A 1,340-nucleotide genomic window follows, 5' to 3' on the forward strand; every position below is an offset into this window, starting at 1 on the left:
TCGCGGAGGCGCTGGGGTGTGCGGCCCGCCGGGTCGAGAGCCGAGGCGAGCTGGTCGAGGTGCTGGACGAGGTCGTTCCCGGGCTGGCGGGACGCGGCACTCCGCTAATGCTGGAGGTCGCGGTGCCGTGAGCGGCGGGCGGTGGGGTGATCGGCGGCGGTGGGGTGATCGGCGGCGGTGGGGTGATCGGCGCCGCTGTCAAGATCGCACGTTTCGTGCTCTGGGCGCTGCATGATCGTCGATAGCGTGCGCTCACGGCGGTGCACGCAGCACTGAGTGCACGCAAATGGCGATCATGGGCGCCGCGGGGCTCGGGCCGCGCGACCTCGGGCAGCGCTGTCGCTCTCGGACGGGTCGTTCGTTCAGCGAGTGAACCAGGCGGGGGTGTCGAGCCGGGGCGGGCCCGCGACCCGCGTGAGCGCCGCCTCGAGGGTCTGCACCGTCTCCTCGCCCAGCTCCGCGACCCACTCCGCCCGCAGCTGGGCGAAGATCACCGCGGAGCGGCGCAGCAGGTCCCGGCCGCGGGCGGTCGGCTGGACCAGGATCCGTCGGGCGTCGGTCGCGTCCGGCGCCCGGACGACGTACCCGGCCGCCGTCAGGCCTGCGATCGTCTTCGCCGCGGCCTGCTTGCTCACCCCGAGCGCACGACCGAGGTCCGCGGCCGTGGTGCCGGGACCGATCGCCTGCAGCGCGAAGCCGTGCATCGGCCGTGCCTCGGCATGACCCTGCTCGGCCAGCGCGGTGTGCAGGCGGTCGACGAGCGTCTGGAAGCCCGCGAGCAGGAGCAGCGGCAGCCGGGTTGACATCACTCGACAACCAGGTTCACTATCTCGACAACCATGTTGTCGAGTTTACCGGAGAACCCCGTGACTGTCGTCCGCCGCGCCGCGCAGCGCACCCACGAGACCCCCAACGCCTCGATGACCACCCTGGCCTCGCCCACCCTCGGTGGTGCGGGCCAGTCGCTCTGGCAGGTGCGGATGCGGCCCGGGCAGGCCGGGCCGGAGCACGTGATGGACCGCGAACAGGTGTGGACGGTCGTCGAGGGCACCATGACCGTCGAGCCCTTCGGCGAGCTGGGGGCGGGGGACACGGTGGTGCTCCCGGCCGGCGTCGCGCGGCGGGTCGTGGCCGGGTCGGAAGGGGTGTCCGCGCTGGTCACCGGGGCGGGCGACGGCCGCGCCCTGCTCCCCGACGGCACCGACCGCGGGGTGCCGGACTGGATCGCCTGAGACCTCGCGGGGCCGCGTGTCGCGTTCGCTGCGCATCGGCCCCTCGCCCGTCGTGGCAGCAGCTGGCGCCACATCTTGCGGGCCCCGTAGAGGCCGCGGCCCTTGTCC

At 73.9% G+C, this 1,340-nt stretch carries 2 protein-coding genes; one reads left to right on the forward strand and one right to left on the reverse strand.

What is annotated here, in order from left to right; all coding sequences use genetic code 11:
- Window positions 1–362: 362 nt before the first annotated feature.
- Window positions 363–806, reverse strand: coding sequence for a MarR family winged helix-turn-helix transcriptional regulator (locus H5J29_RS32915; RefSeq protein ID WP_181784794.1), 444 nt, complete (start codon window positions 804–806; stop codon window positions 363–365).
- 60 nt (window positions 807–866) lie between these two features.
- On the opposite strand from H5J29_RS32915, the gene H5J29_RS35650 reads away from it, so the two are divergent.
- Window positions 867–1,232 carry a cupin domain-containing protein gene (locus tag H5J29_RS35650; RefSeq protein ID WP_181784795.1) on the forward strand — a complete coding sequence of 122 codons (366 nt, stop codon included), beginning with the start codon at window positions 867–869 and terminating at the stop codon, window positions 1,230–1,232.
- The last annotated feature ends 108 nt before the right edge of the window (window positions 1,233–1,340 follow it).

Origin of the sequence: Pseudonocardia pini, assembly GCF_013870575.1 — a bacterium.
Lineage (GTDB): Bacteria > Actinomycetota > Actinomycetes > Mycobacteriales > Pseudonocardiaceae > Pseudonocardia > Pseudonocardia pini.

Coding starts and splice junctions, on each gene's coding strand:
- H5J29_RS32915 (WP_181784794.1), bottom strand. CDS start 806: ATGTCAACCCGGCTGCCGCTGCTCCTGCTCGCGGGCTTCCAGACGCTC.